This window comes from Nocardioides panacisoli, assembly GCF_019448235.1.
In the GTDB taxonomy this organism is placed as follows: Bacteria; Actinomycetota; Actinomycetes; order Propionibacteriales; family Nocardioidaceae; genus Nocardioides; species Nocardioides panacisoli_A.
This window is the reverse complement of the sequence record NZ_CP080409.1, coordinates 2,591,536-2,606,974: the sequence shown is the minus strand read 5'-3', so window position 1 is coordinate 2,606,974 and position 15,439 is coordinate 2,591,536. Positions and strand designations below refer to the sequence as shown.

Sequence of the window (15,439 nt, the reverse complement as noted above, 5' to 3'; positions counted from 1 at the left end):
GGCCCTGCTTGGCCTTGGTGGTCGAGCCCTGCTGGCCCCGGCAGTCGAGCCGGGCCTGGCCCTGGTGGTCGAGCCGGGCCTGGCGCAGGTGGTGAGCGGAGCCTGGCCTTGGTGGTCGAGCCGGCCGAGCGCCAGCGAGGCCGTGTCAAGGCCCCTCGCTCCCGGCGCTCCGGCGACCAACACGGTGGATCAGGCGACGTTCACGATGAACTCGTGGATCCCGCTCGACCCGCTCGGGAACGGCTCGGCGCGCTCGGCGGTCTGGGTGGCGCCGTCGCCGGTGAGCGTCCGGGCCGCGATCCGGTGCGAACCGGAGTCGGCCTCCCAGCGGAAGAACCACTGGCGCCAGTAGATCTCGCCGGCGGTGGGGCCGAGCTCGGCGTCCTGCCACTCGCCACCGTCGACACGGACCTGCACCTTGTCGACACCGCCGTCGTTCTGGGCCCAGGCGACGCCGCCGACGAGGACCTCGCCGGCGTCGACGTTGGAGAGCGCCTTCGGGGTGTCGATGCGGGCCGAGGGCTTGATCGGGGCGTCGATGGCCCAGTCGCGCTCGGTCCAGTAGGCCTCGGTGTCGGCGTAGGTGGTGAGCGTGAGCCTGGTCAGCCACTTGGTGGCGCTGATGAAGCCGTAGAGGCCGGGGATGACCATGCGCACCGGGAACCCGTGGGCACGCGGCAGCTGCTCGCCGTTCATCCCGACCACGATCATCGCGTCACGGCCGTCGGTCGCCATCTCCAGCGGCGTACTGATCGTCATGCCGTCGAAGTCGGTCGACAGGATCTGGTCGGCGCGGTCGCCCACGCCGGCGAGCTCGAGCACGTCGGTGAGGCGTACGCCGAGCCAACGGGCCGCGCCGACGAACTCGCCGCCGACGCTGTTGGAGACGCACGTCATGGTGATGTCGCGCTCGATCATGGGCATCTCGAGCAGCTCGTCGAAGGTGATGGTGACCTCCTGGTCCACGTCACCGTCGATGGTCAGCGTCCAGCCAACGCTGTCCACGACGGGCGTGTCCAGGCGGGTGTCGACGCGGTAGAAGTCCTTGTTGGCGGTGCGGAAGGGCGTGATGCCCTGCACCATCCGCTCGAGCCCGCGGGGGAGCGACTTGATGGTCTCCACCGGGTCGGGGAGCGCGATGTTCTCCGGAGCGCGACGGAACCGGCCGAGCCACTCGCCCACGCCGCCACCGACGGCGGCGGTCGCGCCGAGTGCGCCCATGGCCAGCAGCACGCCGCGACGACCACCCTGCTCGGACTGGTCGGCCTCCGCCTGCTGGTGGGCGCGTACGAGCCAGGCCAGCGCGGCGACTCCGACGATGGCGGCGACCACGGTCGGGACCAGGTCGAGCACGACGAAGCCGGAGTTGGTGACGACCGCCAGCGAGGCGATGCCGATCTCGACCAGCAGCAGGCCCGCGCCGAGCGCGAACCGTCGCCGCGCGAGGATGCCGGCCACCGCGGACACCAGCAGGACGCCCGCCATCACCGAACCGATGAGGATCGGCTTGTCGGCGGTGCCGAAGGTCGCGATCGCCCACTCCTTGACCGGCGTCGGCGTCAGGTCGATGACCGCGGATCCCACCGCCAGGACGGGGGAGGAGGCCGGGTCGAGGGCAGCCGCGACCAGGTGTGCCAACCCGACCCCGACGAGGGTCGCGAGGACGCCGTACCCGGCCCAGCGCAGTTGTGTCCGCATGCAAGGCATTCGACGCCGAGGGAGATCCGGATTGGCTCGGCTCACCAGAGGCTTGTCTCTGGTTCGTGGCCACTCTAGTGTGATCTACATCACGTCGAGGGGGTGTGACATGGCGACCTTCGCCCTCATCTACACCGGTGGCATGGGCATGGAGATGGACCCCGAGGACCAGCAGAAGGTCATGGACGCCTGGGGAGCGTGGTACGCCACGATGGGTGACGCGATCATCGATGGCGGCGCCCCGTTCGGCGACTCGAAGCACCTGGCGGGCGAGGGCGTCGTCACGGACGGACCGCTCGGTCCGGATGCCCCCACGGGATACACCGTCATTGCCGCCGAATCCTTGGACGCCGCGGCGGCCGCCTGTGCCGACCACCCGCACCTCCACCACGGCGGGCAGGTCCAGGTCTTCACCTGCATCGACATGTCGGGACAGTAGGCACGGCGCGACCGCCACCGCGGGTGGTGATGGTCTCGGGCACCATGGCCCTATGACTGCATCCCCCGAGGAACTGGTCCACTACGAGGTCGCGGACGGGATCGCCACGATCACGCTGGACTCGCCGCACAACCGCAACGCCCTCTCGCGGCAGCTGGTCACCGAGCTCCACGGGCACCTGGAGACCGCGGACGCCGCCGATGACGTCACCGTCGTGGTACTGAGGTCCTCCGGCCGTGTCTTCTGCTCCGGCGCCGACCTGTCCGAGGCCACCACGGTGCCCATGAAGGACAGCGCCTGGGCGATCGTGGAGCTCCAGCGGCTCATCGTGGCCCACTCCAAGCCCGTGGTGACCGTCGTGGAGGGCGCGGTACGTGCCGGCGGCATCGGCGTCATCGCCGCCTCCGACATCGCGATCGTCGCCGAGGACGCGACCTTCGCGCTGACCGAGGTCAAGCTCGGCCTCGCCGCCGCGATGATCTCGCTCACGGTGCTGCCGCGCCTCACCTCGCGCGCCGCGGGCCTCACCGCCCTGGGTGGTGAGGTCTTCTCCGGGAGTGAGGCGGCGGCGTACGGGCTGGTGACCCGCGCAGTGCCGGCCGCGGACCTCGACGCCGCCGTCGACGAACTCGTCGGCCAGGTCGCCACGGGTGCCCAGCAGGGGCTCCGGGAGACCAAGAAGGTGCTCAACGCCGAGTTGCTCGAGCGCATCGATGCCAAGGGCGCCGAGATGGTCGAGCTCAGCTCGCGGCTCTTCGGCTCCGACGCCGCCAAGGAGGCCATGACGGCCTTCCTCAGCCGCGGCAAGGGCTGACCGCTCGCGTCCTCAGGCGGCGCGGGTGGGTGGTCGCGCTCGGGGCGGGACGTAGGTGAATCGGTCGGTGGTGTCGACCGGAGTCGGCGGCGTCCAGACGGGTCTGGCCCTGTGCGGGTCGATGCTGACCCGCCAGGGGCTGTGGTGGGCGAGCGTGTGGTGCTTGCGGCACAGCAGGGCGAGGTTGTCGAGGCTGGTGCGGCCGCCGTCCGCCCAGTGGGTGATGTGGTGGGCGTCGCAGGCCAGGGGCAGGCGGGTGCAGCCGGGGAAGGTGCAGTGCTGGTCGCGCAGCACGAGTGCGTGCCAGATCGCGGTGGTGACGAGCCGCTGCAGGCGTCCGACGTCGAGGATCTGGCCCTCGCCACCGAGGACGGCCGGCAGCACCTCCGCGTCGCAGGCCAGGCGGCGTACCGCGGCAGCGGAGATCGTGTCACCGGAGGGCAGCAGGCCGTCGCCCGAGCTGGCCAGGTCCCGGCGGAGGTCGTCGACGTTGGTGGTGACCATGAGTCGGGCGGTGGTGCCGTGCGCGTGGGGGAGTGCATCGGTGTCAGCGAGCCGTCCACAGGCCTCGACCAATGCGTCCCAGAGCCGTACGCCGCCCTCGCGGGGGTCGCGGCCGTCGTGGCTGCAGGTGGGGTCGGGACAGTTGGCTCCGACGGGCCGGCCGTGCTCGTCGTATCGGTGGCGGGTGTCGGGGTCGCCGCCGCAGGCTCCGGGCTCGGTGGGGCGTGGCGCGGCCAGCGGCATCAGGGTGGCCTTGACGAGCTCGGCCTCCTCGAGGGTCGCGTAGCCCTTGATCCGGACGCCACCCACGGTGTCGGGGCTGAAGGCCAGGTGGCGGGCCAGGTGTGCGCCACGCTCGGCGAGCTCCTTGCCGCGGTCGTCGCCGAGCAGGGTGCCGTCGGGATCGAGTCGCGTGACCACGTCGCGGAAGCCGCGGTCGAGGTCGGTCGCGTCCGACCCGTGGTCGCGGACCTGGTCGAGCATCATGGTCGCGGCCTGCTGGCGCAGCTCGGGGGCGTTGGGCAGCGTGCTCACCCGCTGCCCGATCGCACTGGCCTGGGCGAAGGAGACCTCACCCGCCATCAGGGCAGCGCGCACCTCAGGGGTCCCCGCGGTCTGCTTGGCGACCCGCACGATGCTGCCGCCGGCACCCTTGCGGCCGCCGAGGGCGTGGGTGAGGAAGTCCTTCGTCGAGGCCCATCCCGCCAGGTCGGCTGCGTCGGCGGCCTCGATCCGCTCGGCCAGTGCGGTGAGCGCGCCGTCGGCGATCGACCGGACCCGGCCGACCTCCACGGTCGCGGCCAACGCCTCCGCGTCGCCGAGCTCGTCCCAGTCGAGGTCGGCCAGCCGCGCCACCGCGTCGACCGCTTCCGCGATCCCCTCGGCTGGAGCTGTCCTCGTCATGCCCCCACGCTAGGCGGGACCACCGACACTCCCGCGCCGCTGGAGGGCGTCCCGACCGGCCGGTCACCGCTGGAGAATTGCGAGGATGACTGGCATGGACACGGCCACGTTTCACGAGGCTGCCGCGCTGGATCACGAGCTGCGTGGATGGCTGCGCGGACAGGAGTCCCTCCTGGTCGAGATGACACTCACTCGTCACGGGTATGGACTGAGGCTGGGTTTCGATCTGGCTCGGCTCTCGGATGGCGTGCTGCGCCCTGACCTCGACACACGCGAGCAGCGTTTGACCATCGAGATGGAGGGCGTGCAGCGACTGCTGATGGAGGGCGGCCTGACTACCTCGATGGTTCGCCACCCGGAGGCCATCGACTGGGGCCTCTCCGAAGTGGCGGTGCTTCGTGCTCAGCCGTGCACGGCTGGGATCCAGTTCCAGGTGCTCTGGGAGGGCGAGCGACGCATTGTGGTCGACGCGCATTCCGCACGTGTCGCAGGACCGGCGGACGCCTTACCCCGGCGCTGAGTGTCCCTTCGGGTCGAGACGGCGACGCGACTCGAACCGGGGAGGTAGCCAGCAGTGCCGCTGCCGACTCGCTGCGTTGGTGGGGTCCTGACCACCGCAGCGTCCATACCTGTCTCGATCCGCGGCCTCGGCTGAGTCCGCCATGATCGCGCGGAACAACGCGTGAACGAGTAAAGTTGTGCTCTTGCCGCGCCGGGGCGCGGCACGGACACAGCAGCGAGGACGGCGGGAGAACAGTCGGGTGTCTGAGGAACTCGTCGATCGGGAGGTCGCTGCCGAGCAGGCCTTCGTCGACCGTGTCTACGCCCAGTTGGAGCGGGCCGGCGACGCCGCGCAGCGACTCGCCAAGGAGGGCCACTCACGGGGCAGCTTGGAGCACGAGGGCGGGCTCGTCGAGCGCGACGCCATGGTCTTCCAGGCCGCGCGACGCATGGCCCAGCTCGACGCCGCCCACGAGGGGCTCGTCTTCGGCCGGCTCGACCTCACCGACCGGGTCGACGGCGAGCCGCGGTACGTCGGCCGCATCGGCCTGCGCGACGACGACTGGGACACGCTCCTCATCGACTGGCGCGCACCGGCGGCCGCCGTGTTCTACCAGGCCACCGCCGCGACACCGCAGGACGTGATCCGCCGCCGCGTGCTGCGTTGCGCCGGCAGCGACGTCGTCGGGGTCGAGGACGAGCTGCTCGACGCCGACGCCCAGGCCGAGGCCGAGGAGGCCGGACGTGACCTCCCCATCGTCGGCGAGGGCGCCCTGATGGCGCAGCTCCAGCGGGCCCGCGACCGGTCGATGCACTCCATCGTCGCCACCATCCAGGCCGAGCAGGACAAGGCCATCCGCGCCCCCAGCAAGGGCGTGGTGTCGATCTCCGGCGGCCCCGGCACCGGCAAGACGGTCGTCGCGCTGCACCGCGCGGCGTACCTCCTCTACACCGACCGGCGGCGCTACGAGACCGGCGGCGTCCTCATCGTCGGCCCCTCCGGCGTCTTCATGCGCTACATCGAGCGCGTGCTGCCCTCGTTGGGTGAGACCGCCGTCGCGCTGCGCTCCCTCGGCGAGGTCGTCGACGGGGTCCGCACGACCCGCCACGACGACCCCGCGGTCGCCGACCTCAAGGGGGCCAGTCGCATGGCCGAGGTCATGCGGCGTACGGCGCGCCAGCAGGCGCCGGGCAGCCCGACGGAGTACCGCGTTTTCTACCGCGACGACGTGCTGGTGCTCGACCGCGGCACGCTGGGCCGGATCCGGCGCAACCTGATGTCCCACGGGCAGCGCAACAAGCAGCTGCCCAAGGTCGCCAACGCCCTGCTGGAGGCGCTGTGGCGCCAGGTCCGCAGCGAGCGCGGCATCGAGCGGGGACGCGAGGAGTTCGACGACGAGATGCTGGGGCGGGCCGACTTCGTCGACTTCGTCGCCGGCTGGTGGCCGGCCGTGGACGCCACGACGGTGCTGGGCTGGCTGCGCGACCACGAGTTCCTCGCCCGCGTCAGCGAGGGCGTGCTCGACCACGAGGAGCAGCGGCTGCTGCACAAGTCCTGGGGCGAGGACCTCAGCGTCGAGGACGTGCCGCTGCTGGACGAGCTGCGCTACGCATTGGGTGACGTGCCCGAGCGCACCGACGACGACCGCGACGACCCGTTCGCGCTGATCGAGGGCGCGGTCGACATCCAGGAGCTGATGACGGCCGCCGACCGGGAGTTCGCGACCGGCCCCGGCTGGCGCCCGCCCACCCACAGCATCGAGGACGACGGCTACGCCCACGTCCTCATCGACGAGGCGCAGGACCTCTCCCCGATGCAGTGGCGCATGGTGGGCCGACGCGGCCGCACCGCCTCGTGGACCATCGTCGGCGACCCGGCGCAGTCGTCCTGGCCGGTGCCCGAGGAGGCCGCAGCCGCCCGCGCCGAGGCGCTGGAGCGCAAGGCGGTCCACGAGTTCCACCTCTCGACCAACTACCGCAACTCGGCCGAGATCTACTCCTACGCCGCCGACTACGCCCGCCAGGTGGGCCTGGACGCCGACCTGCCCGACGCCGTACGCCGCACCGGCACCGAGCCGCGCGAGCTCACCGGCGTGGGCGACCTCGAGGCCGCCACCCGGGAGGCCGTGGCCGAGGCGGCGCGGACGCTGCCGGGCACGGTGGGCATCGTCGTCCCCGCCTCGCGTCGCGTGGAGGTCAACGGCTGGCTGGCCTCGTGGCCCGAGCTCGCCGACGACGCACCCAGCGCGGCACGGGCCGCGGCCGACCCCACGCTGGCGCCGTCGGGCGACGACCGCGTCGTCGTGCTGACCGGCCTGGACACCAAGGGACTCGAGTTCGACGGCATCGTGGTCGTGCGGCCCGAGGAGATCGAGGGGGAGTCGACCACCGGTCGCGCCACCCTCTACGTCGTCCTCACCCGTGCGACGCAGACGCTGACCACCATCAGCTGAGCCCGGCAGCCGAAGGCGGGGCCGTCGGTCGTCGAGCCGGTCGGGACCGCCGGCCGCCGGGAACATTAGGCTGCGCGCATGACCGCGACCACCTCCGCCCGGGACGCCATCGCCGCGATCCAGGAGTACGGCGCCTGGTCGATCATCCGCCGCTCCACCCGCGCCGGTGAGCGCGACACCGTCGGCGTGATCGGCGGCCGCCCGTGGGAGGCGGCCTCCCTGATGGACGTCCCGCTCGAGGACGGCGTACCCGATCCCGGCCGGCAGGCCGACCGCCTCGTCGCGGTGCCCTTCCGCCAGATCGCCGAGCGCGGCTTCGAGGTGCACGACGACGGCACGCCGCTGACGGTCGTCGACATCGACGAGGAGCACGAGTTCTCGGTGAGCGAGGTGATCGAGGCCATCGACCCGGTCGAGGTCGACTTCACCGACCGCGGCGGGTTCGACACCGACGACTCCGACTACGCCGAGGTCGTCGAGCGCATCATCCGCGACGAGATCGGTCAGGGCGAGGGCGCCAACCTCGTCATCGGCCGCACCTACCGCGCCGTCGTCGCCGACTGGAGCGCCGCCCGCGCGCTCGCGGTCTACCGGCGCCTGCTCGAGCGCGAGCGCGGCGCCTACTGGACCTTCCTGTTCTTCACCGGCGACCGCTACCTGATCGGCGCCAGCCCCGAGCGGCACGTCAGCGTCCGCGGCGGCGCGGTGCGGATGAACCCCATCTCCGGCACCTTCCGCGTCCGCCCGCCCGAGGGCGACGACCGGGCACTGGAGACGCGCCTGACCGAGTTCCTCGGCGACCAGAAGGAGATCTACGAGCTCTTCATGGTCGTCGACGAGGAGCTGAAGATGATGTGCGACATCTGCGACGAGGGCGGTCAGGTGCTCGGACCCTTCCTCAAGCCGATGACGCACCTGGTGCACACCGAGTACCTCCTCGCCGGCCGCACGCACCGCGACGTCCGCGAGGTGCTGCGCGACACGATGTACGCCGCCACCGTCACCGGCTCCCCGGTCGAGAACGCCTGCCGCCTCATCAAGGCCTACGAGCCCGAGGGCCGCGGCTACTACGCCTCCGCGCTGGCCCTCTTCGGCCGCGACGAGTCCGGCCAGCAGGTCGTCGACAGCCCCATCGTCATCCGCACCGCCGACGTCGACCTCGAGGGGCGGCTCAAGGTCACCGCCGGGGCGACGCTGGTGCGCGACTCCGACCCGGCGTACGAGGTGGCCGAGACCCACGCCAAGGCCGGCGGCATCCTCTCCGCGTTCGGGCTGGTGCCCCCGGCGCCCGCCCCCGAGGTCGACCTCGCCGCGCTCGCCGCCGACGAGGACGTGCTGGTCGCGCTCAACGCCCGCAACCAGCGGCTGAGCAGCTTCTGGCTCACCGACCAGGCGGGCACCCCGCCCGACCCTCGGCTGGCGGGGCTGAGCGCGGTGATCCTCGACGGCGAGGACGACTTCGTCAACATGCTGCGCCACCTCCTCGGTGTGCTGGGCATGACCAGCGAGGTCGTCCGCTACTCCGAGTACGCCGCCCGCGGCGCCGAGAGCATCGCTGGCCACGACCTGGTCATCGTCGGCCCCGGTCCCGGCGACCCCCGCGACGACACCGACCCCAAGATGCAGGCGCTGCGCTCGGCCATCGACGGGCTGCTCGCCGAGCAGCGGCCCTTCCTCGCCGTCTGCCTGGGCCACCAGGCACTGTGCCACCAGCTCGGCATCCCGCTGGCCTACAAGGACATCGTCTTCCAGGGCACCCAGTCCGCCGTCACCGTGGGCGGTCGCACCGAGCGCGTCGGGTTCTACAACACCTTCGTCGGCCGGGTGGCCGACGCGACCGGGGTCCCGACGCAGCTCCCCGACGGCGTCACCGTCGAGGCCGACCGGGAGACCGGCGACGTCAACGCCCTCGCCGGCCCGCACTACCGCGGGGTGCAGTTCCACGCCGAGTCGATCCTGACGCAGAACGGCTACGACATCGTCCACGACCTCGTCTGCGACGTGCTGCTCCCGAGCTGACCGGGACGGCACCGGGCTGATGGCGCGCACACCGGACGTCGTGGTCGTCGACCACCACGACTCCTACACCGGCAACCTGGTCCACCTCGTCGCCGGCGTCAGCGGCCGCCTGCCCACCGTGCTGCAGCACGACGAGTGCGAACCGGCCGACGTCCTCGCCCACGAGTACGTCGTCCTCTCACCCGGCCCCGGCCACCCCGCCGACCCGGACGACTTCGCCGTCGGGCGCGAGGTCATCCGCGACGGCAGCCGACCCCTGCTCGGGGTGTGCCTGGGCCTGCAGGGCCTCGTGACGGCGTACGGCGGCCGCGTGGAGCGGGTGCGTCCCGGCCACGGCGTGGACGCGGTCGTCGACCACGACGGCGCGGGGCTGTTCGCGGGGCTGCCGGCGGGCTTCCGGGCCGTGCGCTACCACTCGCTGGCGGCGGTGGCGCTGCCCGCGGAGCTGCGGCGTACCGCGACGGACCGGCTGAGCGGGCTGACGATGGGCGTCGCGCACGTCGACCGGCCCCAGGTGGGGGTGCAGTTCCATCCCGAGTCGATCCTCTCCGAGCACGGCGCGGCGCTGGTGGCGAACTTCCTGGGGGTGGCGGCATGAGCGACGTCGTCGAGGAGTTCACCCGCGTCGCGGCTCGGCACGAGCGCTGCTTCTGGCTCGACGGCGGTGGCGCTCGCGAGTGGTCCCGCCGGCGTTCGATCATCGGGTGGCTCGAGCCCGACGACGTGTCCCTCACCTACGACGCCGCCCGTCGCGAGGTCACTCGCCATGCGAGTGGCCGGGCCGAGGTGGTCGGCGACGACCCCTTCGCCGTGCTCGAGGCCGAGCTCGCCGCCGGCAGCCCCGACGACCAGTGGTTCGGCTACTTCGGCTACGCCGCTCGCCCCGACCTCCCGGCCGAGTCCGATCCCCACCTCCCCGACGCGGTCTGGATGCGCCCGAGCCATGTGAGGAGCTTCGGGGAGAGGGGTGGCGGGGATGCGGGGTCCCGCCCGGACACCCCTACGGTCGCAGAGCCCCTGCGCCACGCACGGCGCGAGGGTTCGGGGTCCGTGGCCGGTGGCGCGCCGCGCGTGTCTCCGGCGATGCTCCCCGGGGTGTCCGGGCGGGACCCCGCATCCCCGCCACGCGCCTACACCTCCGCCTTCGCCGCCGTCCAGGAGCACCTCCACGCGGGCAACTCCTACGAGGTGAACCTGACGCACCGGCTCGCCGTCGCGAGCGACCTGGCGCCGGCCGAGGCGTACCTGCGGCTGCGGGCGATCAACCCCGCGCCGTACGCCGGCTACCTCCAGCACGACGTGCCGGGCGCGCGGGCCCACCTGCTCAGCTCGAGTCCGGAGCGCTACGCGCTCGTCACCGCGGACCGGGAGCTGGAGACCAAGCCGATCAAGGGCACGACGCCGCGTGGTGCCACCGAGGCCGAGGACGCGGCGGCGCGGGACCGGCTCGCGACCGATCCGAAGTTCCGCTCGGAGAACCTGATGATCGTCGACCTGCTGCGCAACGACCTCTCCGTCGTCTGCGAGGTCGGGTCGGTGGCGGTGCCCTCGCTGATGCAGGTCGAGTCCTACGCCTCGGTGCATCAGCTCGTCTCCACGGTGCGTGGGCGGTTGCGCGGCGACGTCTCCACGGTGGCGGCGCTGCGGTCGCTCTTCCCGGCCGGGTCGATGACCGGAGCGCCCAAGCTGCGCACCATGCAGATCATCGGCGAGGTCGAGGACTCCCCGCGCGGGGCGTACGCCGGTGCGTTCGGCTGGGTGGCCGGCGACGGCCGCGCCGATCTCGGCGTAGTGATCCGCAGCCTGATGACCACCGGCGACGGGACCTACCTGCTGGGCACCGGGGGCGGGATCACCGTCGACTCCGACGCCGCCGAGGAGTACGCGGAGACCCGCTGGAAGGCCGACCGGCTGCTGCGGGCGATCGGCTGATCAGCTGACCCCGGCGTCGGTCGCGTGCTCGGAGAGCACCTCCAGCATGCGGCGTACGCCCTGCTGGAGCTCGTCGGCCCGGTAGGGCGCGGGGTCGACGACGTTGACGATCTGGATCAGGTCGCCGTTCTCGACGAAGCCGGTCAGCGACAGGTTCTGCCGGGTGCGGTCGACCACGATGCGGGCGTCGTCGGCGCCGGCCACCTCGGGCGTGCGGACGTCGGCGTCGTCGCCGGGCGCCATCTGCTCCCACGCCTCGTCCAGGGTGCCGCCGAACTGGAGGTACTCGGCGGTGATGACGGCATCGCCGTCGGTGTCGGGGCGGAAGCGACACTCGGGCTGGGTGGGCGTGCCGTTCTGCTCGGTCGTGCGCACCCCGAACTCCTGCTCCACCCAGTCGGCGTCGAGGGCGTCGCAGGGGTTCCACAGCGCGGGCTCCTCGGAGCTGGAGAAGTCCGGCTTGTCGCCGAGGTCCTCGCCGCAGCCGGCCAGCACGAAGGCCGCCGGGAGCAGCGCCCCGGCCAGGATCCGCCGCCTCATTCGGTTTCCCTCCCGGGCAGCCGCAGGACGAGCCGGGCGCCGCCGGCGGAGTTCTCCATCGCCTGGACCGTGCCGGAGTGCCGGTCGGCCACCTGCCGCACGATCGCCAGTCCCAGCCCCGAGCCCGGCAGCGTGCGGGAGTCGTCGGAGCGCCAGAACCGGTCGAAGATCCGCACCCGGTCGGCCTCCTCGATGCCGGGGCCCTGGTCGTCGATGGTGAGTACGCCGTCACTGAGGCGGGCGGTCACGGTGCCTCCTTCGGGGCTCCACTTCGCTGCGTTGTCCAGCAGGTTGGTCACGGCACGTTCCAGTGCCCACGCCTCGCCCACGACCCACCAGGACCGGGTGAAGACCTCGATCACGACGCCGGGGGCGCGGCGGCGTACGCGCTCGGCGGCGTGCGCCACGATGTCGGCCAGGTCGAGGGTCTCGACCTGGGCGCGGGCGGGCTCGTCGCGCGCCAGCTCGGTCAGGTCGCCGATGAGGCCGGTGAGCTCCTCTGCCTGGGCGCGGATGTCCTCCAGCAGGTCGGCGCGAGCCTGGGCCGGCAGCCGGTCGTCGTCGAGGGACATGGTGAGCAGGTCGATGTTGGTGCGCAGCGAGGTGAGCGGCGTGCGCAGCTCGTGGGAGGCGTCGGCGACCAGCTGGCGCTGCCGCACCCGCGAGGCGTCCAGGGCGGTCAGCATCTGGTTGAAGGCCGCGGCGAGGCGGGCGATCTCGTCGTCACCCTCCACGGGCAGCGCCCGCAGGTCCTCGGTCTGCGCGATCTCCTCGACCGAGGTGGTCAGGTTGCGCACGGGGCGCAGGCCGTTGCGGGCGACGGCCCAGCCGGCGAGGCCGGCGACGAAGACGCCGAGCACGCCGAAGGCGATGGTGACCCAGCCCAGCCGGGCGAGCACGCGGTCCTGGTCGCTGAGCGGTTCGGCCAGCACGAGGGCGAGGCCGTCGGCCTGCAGCGGGACGGCGGCCACGCGGTGGCGCTCGGAGGAGATGACGACGGTGCGGATGCTGACGTCGTCGTCTCCGCGCGCGACGGCGATCTCGGGTTCGCCGAGCTCCATCGTGGGGCCGCCGTCGAGCACCCGGGCCCGCCGGTCGGCGGTCACCACGGCGACGCGGAGGTCGGAGGCGCCCATCGACCACAGCTGCGGCACGCGGATTCCCGACACCGAGCTGACGCGTGAGGCGGACTCGGCGCGCTCGACGAGGGAGTCGTCGAGGCTGTCCTGCATCTGCACGCGGGCGGTGAAATAGGCGCCCACCGCGACCATGGCGACCGTCACGCCGACGGCGAGCGTGGTGAGGAGGATGACCCGGCTCGCCAGCGAGCGCCGGAAGGGCCACCCGGCGGTCCGTGGCCCGGCCGGACCGGCCGGCCCCGTCATGTCGAACTGGTCCGCAGCACGTAGCCCACGCCGCGCACGGTGTGGATCAGGCGCGGCTCGTCCTCGGCCTCGGTCTTGCGCCGCAGGTAGCCGACGTAGACCTCGAGGGAGTTGGCGGTGGTGGGGAAGTCGTACCCCCACACCTCCTCGAGGATGAAGGAGCGCTCCAGCACGCGCCGCGGCCGTCGGAGGAACATCTCCAGCAGCGTGAACTCGGTGCGGGTGAGCTCCATGGCGCGGTCGGCGCGGCGTACCTCGCGGGTGGCGGTGTTCATCGTCAGGTCGGCGAACTCGAGGACCTCCTCGTCCTCCTCGCCGGGAGCGACCCGCCGCAGCAGGGCGCGCAGTCGGGCCAGCAGCTCCTGCAGGGCGAAGGGCTTGGTGAGGTAGTCGTCCGCGCCGGCGTCGAGCCCGTCCACCCGGTCGCCCACGGCGTCGCGCGCGGTCAGCACCAGGATCGGTACGTCGCTGCCGGCCGTGCGCAGCGCCCGCGTCGCCTCGAGGCCACCCAGTCGCGGCATCATCACGTCCATCACGACCACGTCCGGCGCGATCGCGCCGATGCCCGCCAGCGCCTCGGCGCCGTCGTTGGCCAGGTGCACGTCGTAGCCGTTGAACTCCAGTGAGCGGCGCAGCGAGTCGCGGACGGCGCGGTCGTCGTCGACCACCAGGACGCGCGGCTGCTCACTCATGTCCCCATCATGACCGACGCGACTGAGGAACTCCTGAAGCGGCCGCGTCGCGCCCGGTGCCCGGTACGTCCGCTGCTGCAGCAGCGGTCAGAGGTAGCGCTCGGCGACGGTGGCGGCGCGGGCGGCGTACCCGCCGCCGAAGAGGCAGGCGTGGACCAGCAGCGGGAAGAGCTGGTGCAGGCCCAGGCGGTCCTCCCAGCCCTCGGCGAGCGGCGCGGCCTCGTCGTACGCCGCCACGACCTGCGGCAGCTGGGGGAGCCCGAACAGTGTGAGCATCGCGAGGTCGGCCTCGCGGTGGCCAGCATGGGCGGCGGGGTCGATGACGTGGACCCGGTCCTCGGTGCCCCACAGCACGTTGCCGTTCCACAGGTCGCCGTGCAGCCGGGCGGGCGGCTCCTCGGGCACGAGGTCGCCGACGCGCGCCGCGGCCCGCTCGATGGCGTCGGCGTGGGAGGCCGAGATCAGCTCCTTGTCGCGCAGCACCCGCAGGTAGGGCGCGATCCGCCGCTCGTTGTAGAACTCCGCCCACGTCGGCAACGGCTTGTTGTACAGCGGCAGCCGCGCGATGAAGCCGTCGGCCTCACCGCCGAAGGAGGCGGCGCCGGCGCCGTGCATCCGGGCGAGGGCGCGGCCGAAGCCGGCGGCCGCGTCGGCGGATGGGCGCGTCGTCTCGACCCACTCGATGACCAGCATCTCCGGGTCCACCGCCAGCACCTCGGGCACGGCGACACCGTCGGCCTCGGCGAGCCAACGCAGGCCGGCGGCCTCGCGCTCGAAGAAACCGGCCGGCGGGTGCGCGATGGTCTTCAGGAACGCGGTGCGGCCGTTGGAGAGCCGCAGCCGGAAGGCCGTCGCGACGTCACCGCCGGCGACGGGGGCAGTGGCGATGACCGAGGTCCCGAGCAACTGCTCGGCACGGTCGGCGACCACGGCTTGCCGAGCCAACTGGGACCTCCCGAGTGAGTCGGACTAGTTGGTGCTGGTGGAGCCCTTGAGGGCCTTGGGGACCTTGCGCCCGGTCTCGATGGTCTTCTCCGGGCCCTTGATCTGCTTCAGTTTACGGATCCCGAGCAACACCAGCAGACCGGTGATGAGCAGGTAGAACCCGGCCACGATCAGGAAGGCCCAGTGCAGGCTCAGGCCGTCGCCGTTCCAGTGGATGAAGTAGGCGGCGGCCACCGAGAGGATGATGATCATCAGCACCGCGAAGAACGCGGCGGCCAGCAGGAACACCGTGCCCATGCCACCCGCGGTCGCGCTGAACTTGAGCTCGGCCTTGGCCAGCTCGATCTCCTTGCGCATGAGGGTGGAGAGGTCGGTCTGCGCGTCCTTGATCAGCCGGCCGATCGTCGGCTCGTCGTCCTGCAGCCCGTTCGGGTTCGGTGCGGTCTGCTCAGCCATGGGTCCTCACGTGCTCACGCGTAGTGTCGTATGTCTCCTCGTGACCCTACAGAACCCGGGGCCCGCACGCCTGCGTCGGGCAGTCTGGGGTGCGATGCCCTAGGGTTTCTCCAGGAGCGCCGGGAAGTCTGGTCGGCAGTACGACGTCACGACCCATG

14 protein-coding genes are annotated in these 15,439 nt (G+C 72.3%); 7 read left to right on the top strand and 7 right to left on the bottom strand.

Annotated features, from left to right (window positions below):
• Positions 1 to 189: 189 nt before the first annotated feature.
• On the bottom strand, positions 190 to 1,698 hold the full coding sequence (locus KUV85_RS12600; protein WP_219960245.1) for a molybdopterin-dependent oxidoreductase: 1,509 nt from the start codon (positions 1,696 to 1,698) through the stop codon (positions 190 to 192).
• Between the two features lie 109 nt (positions 1,699 to 1,807).
• Here KUV85_RS12600 and KUV85_RS12595 point away from each other — a divergent pair, with 109 nt between their 5' ends.
• Complete coding sequence (locus KUV85_RS12595; RefSeq protein WP_219960244.1) at positions 1,808 to 2,137, top strand: hypothetical protein; 330 nt, start codon at positions 1,808 to 1,810, stop codon at positions 2,135 to 2,137.
• Positions 2,138 to 2,189: 52 nt separating this feature from the next.
• A complete protein-coding gene (locus KUV85_RS12590) occupies positions 2,190 to 2,951 on the top strand; it encodes an enoyl-CoA hydratase-related protein (protein ID WP_219960243.1) in 762 nt (253 codons plus the stop codon).
• A 12-nt stretch (positions 2,952 to 2,963) separates the two neighbouring features.
• On the opposite strand, the gene KUV85_RS12585 is transcribed toward KUV85_RS12590, so the two are convergent.
• Positions 2,964 to 4,358 (bottom strand): HNH endonuclease signature motif containing protein, encoded by a 1,395-nt coding sequence (locus KUV85_RS12585; RefSeq protein ID WP_219960242.1) that lies wholly within the window; start codon positions 4,356 to 4,358, stop codon positions 2,964 to 2,966.
• A gap of 94 nt (positions 4,359 to 4,452) precedes the next feature.
• Between KUV85_RS12585 and KUV85_RS12580 the strand changes: the two genes are divergently transcribed.
• The 5 genes from KUV85_RS12580 (at position 4,453) to KUV85_RS12560 (ending at position 11,263) form a co-directional block, all read left to right on the top strand.
• Complete coding sequence (locus KUV85_RS12580) at positions 4,453 to 4,878, top strand: hypothetical protein (RefSeq protein WP_219960241.1); 426 nt, start codon at positions 4,453 to 4,455, stop codon at positions 4,876 to 4,878.
• 241 nt (positions 4,879 to 5,119) lie between these two features.
• Positions 5,120 to 7,312, top strand: a complete 2,193-nt coding sequence (locus tag KUV85_RS12575) for a HelD family protein (RefSeq protein ID WP_219960240.1) — start codon at positions 5,120 to 5,122, stop codon at positions 7,310 to 7,312.
• A gap of 78 nt (positions 7,313 to 7,390) precedes the next feature.
• Entirely contained in the window at positions 7,391 to 9,331 is a 1,941-nt protein-coding gene (locus KUV85_RS12570; RefSeq protein WP_219960239.1) for an anthranilate synthase family protein, read from the top strand.
• A 19-nt stretch (positions 9,332 to 9,350) separates the two neighbouring features.
• A complete protein-coding gene (locus tag KUV85_RS12565) occupies positions 9,351 to 9,929 on the top strand; it encodes an anthranilate synthase component II (protein WP_219960238.1) in 579 nt (192 codons plus the stop codon).
• The gene (locus KUV85_RS12560) at positions 9,926 to 11,263 is read left to right on the top strand and encodes an anthranilate synthase component I family protein (protein WP_219960237.1); all 1,338 of its coding nucleotides are present in this window, start codon (positions 9,926 to 9,928) and stop codon (positions 11,261 to 11,263) included. The genes KUV85_RS12565 and KUV85_RS12560 overlap by 4 nt, the downstream gene beginning before the upstream one ends.
• On the opposite strand, the gene KUV85_RS12555 is transcribed toward KUV85_RS12560, so the two are convergent.
• From KUV85_RS12555 to KUV85_RS12535, 5 genes are all read right to left on the bottom strand, one after another.
• Positions 11,264 to 11,803: a hypothetical protein gene (locus KUV85_RS12555; protein ID WP_219960236.1), complete on the bottom strand. Its 540-nt coding sequence runs from the start codon at positions 11,801 to 11,803 to the stop codon at positions 11,264 to 11,266.
• Positions 11,800 to 13,188, bottom strand: a complete 1,389-nt coding sequence (locus KUV85_RS12550) for a HAMP domain-containing sensor histidine kinase (RefSeq protein WP_219960235.1) — start codon at positions 13,186 to 13,188, stop codon at positions 11,800 to 11,802. Before KUV85_RS12550 ends, KUV85_RS12555 begins: the two co-directional genes overlap by 4 nt.
• Entirely contained in the window at positions 13,185 to 13,880 is a 696-nt protein-coding gene (locus tag KUV85_RS12545) for a response regulator transcription factor (RefSeq protein ID WP_219960234.1), read from the bottom strand. The genes KUV85_RS12550 and KUV85_RS12545 overlap by 4 nt, the downstream gene beginning before the upstream one ends.
• An 87-nt stretch (positions 13,881 to 13,967) precedes the next feature.
• On the bottom strand, positions 13,968 to 14,825 hold the full coding sequence (locus tag KUV85_RS12540; protein ID WP_219960233.1) for a fructosamine kinase family protein: 858 nt from the start codon (positions 14,823 to 14,825) through the stop codon (positions 13,968 to 13,970).
• Between the two features lie 24 nt (positions 14,826 to 14,849).
• A complete protein-coding gene (locus KUV85_RS12535) occupies positions 14,850 to 15,281 on the bottom strand; it encodes a phage holin family protein (protein WP_219960232.1) in 432 nt (143 codons plus the stop codon).
• Between the last annotated feature and the right edge of the window lie 158 nt (positions 15,282 to 15,439).